The following is a 4,646-nucleotide window of genomic DNA, read 5'->3' as shown; positions in this document are numbered from 1 at the left end:
ACTATTTTTCTTCACTCGGTAAGCTTTTTTCATTTAAAACAATCACCTTTAAATTTTACTTCAATCTATTAAAACTGTTAGAAAACTTGGCTTCTCGCTAAAGTAAACACACCGATTGGCGAAAGACAGAGGTGATGTTGCACTTATGCTCTAGAGTGCAAGCCTTGGCGAAAGCCTTAGTTGCACTTATGCAGTAGGAAAGATTTATTCTTTCTTAGCTGCAAAAAAGACCACTGACTTGCTTCAGTGGCCTATGCAGACAATACCTTTCTTCCTTTACGACGGCGACGAGCTAAAACTTGACGACCGTTTTTTGTGCTCATTCGTGCACGGAAGCCATGTACTTTTTTACGTTTACGATTGTTCGGTTGAAATGTTCTTTTCATTTCATGCACCTCCTTAAATATTAGTTGATCATTCATATAGAAACTTACGAATATTAAAAATAGGAGAAGCAATTTTTTGATAAAATAACTTACTCTTCATTCAATGTTTCCATGACAAAAACTGTCTTGATAATTATACGTAAACAACAAACAATAGTCAACATACAACCATATCGAGTTTTTTGCGATATGCCCTTTTCCGCAAAATATTCAAGTAAAAAATAACCTAGGATCTTCCATTAACTACAAAGGTGTATTATACCGTCCGTTTTAGGGGAAAAATTATTTCAGGGCGTACCTCAACCTCATAACCCAGTTTAAAGTTTGAGACATCGCAATCAGCCTATATTAAAAAATTTAATAAAAGTTTCAAGTTTTCCACAATCTAATCACATTGAATTTTTCACGTGACAATATTTTTCTACAATTATCGACAGCTTAACAACAATTTCTACACATGTTGATAATTTTTATACCCAATACGAATAACATATGGATAACTATATAAAAAACATTGCATATTCTAGCAAATTTTGATATTGTTAATAATGCTCCTACATGTTAATAACTCTATTTTAGCACTTACTTATCCCCAAGTTGTGGATAAAATGTTAACATATTCTTTCTTCTGTATATAAGATAAACCACATTGTGAATAAGTTCCATAAAACGTGCTTTAATTTTATAATATATATTATCCACAACAGGTTTTTATGACGAAAGTTGATACGATATAAAAGAGGATGTTCAAAAAGTCCGGTAAAAATGACACTGCATTAGGGGAACTTCGACTAAATACCGACACGTCCTGTGTCGAACGTCGAAGTCACCACATCCTGTGGAAGCTCGTTGGCTTGCTTTTCCGCCTCGAACTTCCGACGCACAGGACGTGCTAGTGTCGGCGTTGCTGACAGGTCCTTTTTATCCTCCTTTTTGAACACGCATTAAAATTATATTTCCTTTCCTTCTTCCTCATAAGCAGGGAGAATTGTCGAAAGGATTTTTATACTTACAACTAGTTAGTTTATGAAATAAAGAGGTGTATCACTTGGAAAATATTGAAGAATTATGGCAGTACATATTGAATGAAATGAAATCCAAAATTAGTAAACCAAGCTATGATACGTGGTTGAGTCAAACTGCCGTGAAGGGCCTAACTGATAATATCCTTATAATAAATGTTCCAAATGAATTCACAAAAAATTGGTTAGATCAAAGATACACAGATGTAATCGATACACTATTATTTGAAATGACTGGAACTGAAATATCCGTTAGATTTGAGATTATTGATGAAAATAATGAACAACCAGAAGTTAAGGAAATACAGGAAAAAAATCCCGTTAAAGAAGATAGCCAAAATATGTTAAATCCAAAATATACTTTTGATACGTTTGTTGTTGGAGCTGCAAATCGGTTTGCTCACGCAGCATCATTAGCTGTGGCTGAAGCGCCCGCTAGATCATATAATCCTTTATTTATTTATGGTGGAGTCGGACTTGGAAAGACCCATTTAATGCATGCAATTGGCCATTATGTAAGAGAATATCATCCTGATAGAAAAGTAATCTACTTATCTTCTGAAAAATTTACGAATGAATTTATTAACGCAATAATGGATAACAAAGCAGAAAATTTTCGTAATAAATATCGAAATGTTGATATTTTACTAGTTGACGATATTCAGTTTTTAGCGGGAAAAGAACAAACTCAAGAGGAATTTTTCCATACTTTTAACACATTACATGAAGAAAACAAACAAATTATTATTTCAAGTGATCGTCCACCAAGAGAAATACCAACACTTGAAGATCGTTTACGTTCTAGATTTGAGTGGGGATTAATTACCGATATTTCACCTCCTGATTTAGAAACGAGAATCGCTATTTTATCTAAAAAGGCTAAAGCAGAAGGACTAGATGATATATCAAATGAAGTAATGCTTTATATTGCAAATCAAATTGACACAAATATTCGTGAACTAGAAGGTGCATTAATTCGCGTTATCGCCTACTCTTCATTAATCAATCAGGATATTGATACGAAACTAGCAACAGAAGCATTAAAAGATATTATCCCTAGTAACAGACCGAAAAAAATAACTATTAAAGGAATCCAGTCTTATATCGCCGAAAAGTTTAATGTCACTGTAGATGAATTTCTATCTAAGAAAAGAACAAAAACAATCGCTTTTCCTAGGCAAATTGCCATGTATTTAAGTAGAGAATTAACGGATCTATCACTTCCAAAAATAGGTGAAGAATTTGGCGGACGAGATCATACAACAGTAATACATGCCCATAAGAAAATAACAGAACTTTTAACAGAAGATAATGAATTTCAAGCTGAAATAAACACGTATAAAGAAGAAATTAAAAGTAATCTATAATGTTAACAATTGTGAATAAACCACATGAAAAACGCCATGTTATTCACATGTTGATAACATTGGAAAAATAGTGATATATTAGCTTAAACAAACTTATGCACATATTAACAAGCCCTATTACTATTATTACTAAATATTTATTAATAAATATATATATGACAGCAATCTTCTAGGAGGAAAATAATGAAATTCAAAGTTAAGAAAAAATATTTGCTTAACAGTATACAAGCTGTTTCAACTGCAATCTCTTCAAGAACAGTAATTCCGATTTTAACTGGCATGAAAATAGACGTCATTCAATCAAAAATTATACTAACAGGAAGTAATTCCGATATTACAATTCAATCGCATATTCCTGTACAAATAAATGATGAAGAAATTATTTCAGATATTGAAACTGGGTCGATCGTTCTTCCTGTACCCCATTTCCCAGAAATAATAAAAAAATTACCTGAAGAAATTGTTACAATTACTGTTGAAGAAAACTTTAAAACGGTTATAACTTCTGGAAAGGCAGTATTTACGCTATATGGTCAAAGTAGCAGTGAATACCCACAAATAAAAATTGATGAAGGAGAAAAGCAATTAAATATACAATGTAAAGATTTAAAAACATTAATTAAACAAACTGTATTTGCTGTATCTCCAATGGAAACAAGACCAATTTTAACGGGAGTTAATGTAACTATTGAAAATAATTTAGTAACTTTTACAGCGACTGATAGTCATAGACTTGCATTAAGATCTTTTCCAATTAAAAGTCATCATTTAGATGCTACAAATATTGTAATACCAGGGAAAAGTCTCCAAGAATTAAACAAAATTTTTGATAATAATGATGAGACGATTCATATAGAGATCCTTAATAATCAAGTATTATTTTATACAGAAAATACGTATTTTTTATCGAGACTTTTAAGTGGAAATTATCCTGAGACAGATCGACTAATCCCAACTGAAAGCAAGACAGTTATTGATGTCTTTACAAAAGATCTGATTCAAACAATTGAACGAGCAGCACTTTTATCAAGCGCTGATCAAAATAATGTAATTCGTTTAGATACAATTGATCAAAATAGTATTGAAATTTCCAGTAACTCTCCCGAAATTGGAAATGTTAAAGAACAATTAGGGGCTATATCTATAAAAGGAGAAGAAATAAAAATATCCTTTAGTTCAAGGTATATGCTGGATACACTGCGGACAATTGATAGCGAAAGAGTACAAATAAATTTCACAGGTCCAATGCGACCATTCGTTATAAAAACTCCAGAAGAAGAAAATATATTACAATTAATCTTGCCAGTCAGAACATATTAATATACTAAATAATTTTTTGCACAAAATATTCATATATTTTATCTTTTTGTATCTGTTTCTGAGTCTTCCGACGTACAGGATGTACTAGTGCAGACGAAGACATAAGGTCGTGGAGTTCTTAGTCTGAGTTCCTATATTGCTTTTCCCGCGGGAGTCGACTGCCCTCCGGCTCCAATCAACTATTGAGATAGTAATAAAAAATTATGCAGAGCTATTTACCAAACATACCTAGCGTAGGAAATACACGGAGACTCCTACGGGAGGACAGGCCTAGATGAGACAACGCAGTGCGTAGCACAAGGAAGGCTCAACAGCCGCCCGTGGAAAGCGGAGTGTATTTCCGTAGCGGTATTTTACATTGCAACTTTATTCAGAGATGTGCAGAACAAATCAACCTAGTTACTTCGCGGATTTTGTATAGAAATAGAAATTTTATTTCCGTAAATTTCATAAATCAATTTATGATAAAGCTCTTTTTTGGAAAAGGGCTTTATTTGTCTTTTTATAGGGTTAAAAATTCATTTTAAGTATATTAGAGCGTTTTTATACCG

At 32.5% G+C, this 4,646-nt stretch carries 3 protein-coding genes; 2 read left to right on the top strand and 1 reads right to left on the bottom strand.

What is annotated here, in order from left to right; genetic code table 11:
• Positions 1-251: 251 nt before the first annotated feature.
• On the bottom strand, positions 252-386 hold the full coding sequence (gene rpmH / locus ACPYKA_RS17330; RefSeq protein WP_336260256.1) for a 50S ribosomal protein L34: 135 nt from the start codon (positions 384-386) through the stop codon (positions 252-254).
• A gap of 1,048 nt (positions 387-1,434) precedes the next feature.
• On the opposite strand from rpmH, the gene dnaA reads away from it, so the two are divergent.
• Positions 1,435-2,775 (top strand): chromosomal replication initiator protein DnaA, encoded by a 1,341-nt coding sequence (dnaA, locus tag ACPYKA_RS17325; protein WP_479543464.1) that lies wholly within the window; start codon positions 1,435-1,437, stop codon positions 2,773-2,775.
• Positions 2,776-2,958: 183 nt separating this feature from the next.
• Positions 2,959-4,095, top strand: coding sequence for a DNA polymerase III subunit beta (gene dnaN / locus ACPYKA_RS17320; protein WP_479543463.1), 1,137 nt, complete (start codon positions 2,959-2,961; stop codon positions 4,093-4,095).
• Positions 4,096-4,646 lie beyond the last annotated feature (551 nt).

The organism is Pseudogracilibacillus amylolyticus (SeqCode) (assembly GCF_051918545.1).
Lineage (GTDB): Bacteria > Bacillota > Bacilli > Bacillales > Amphibacillaceae > Pseudogracilibacillus.
The sequence above is the reverse complement of the archived record's forward strand: the minus strand, read 5'-3'. Positions and strand labels throughout refer to the sequence as shown.

What these genes read in the sequence shown, in the direction of transcription:
- dnaN (WP_479543463.1), top strand. Translation starts at nt 2,959, where the DNA reads ATGAAATTCAAAGTTAAGAAAAAATATTTGCTTAACAGTATACAAGCT.
- rpmH (WP_336260256.1), bottom strand. Translation starts at nt 386, where the DNA reads ATGAAAAGAACATTTCAACCGAACAATCGTAAACGTAAAAAAGTACAT.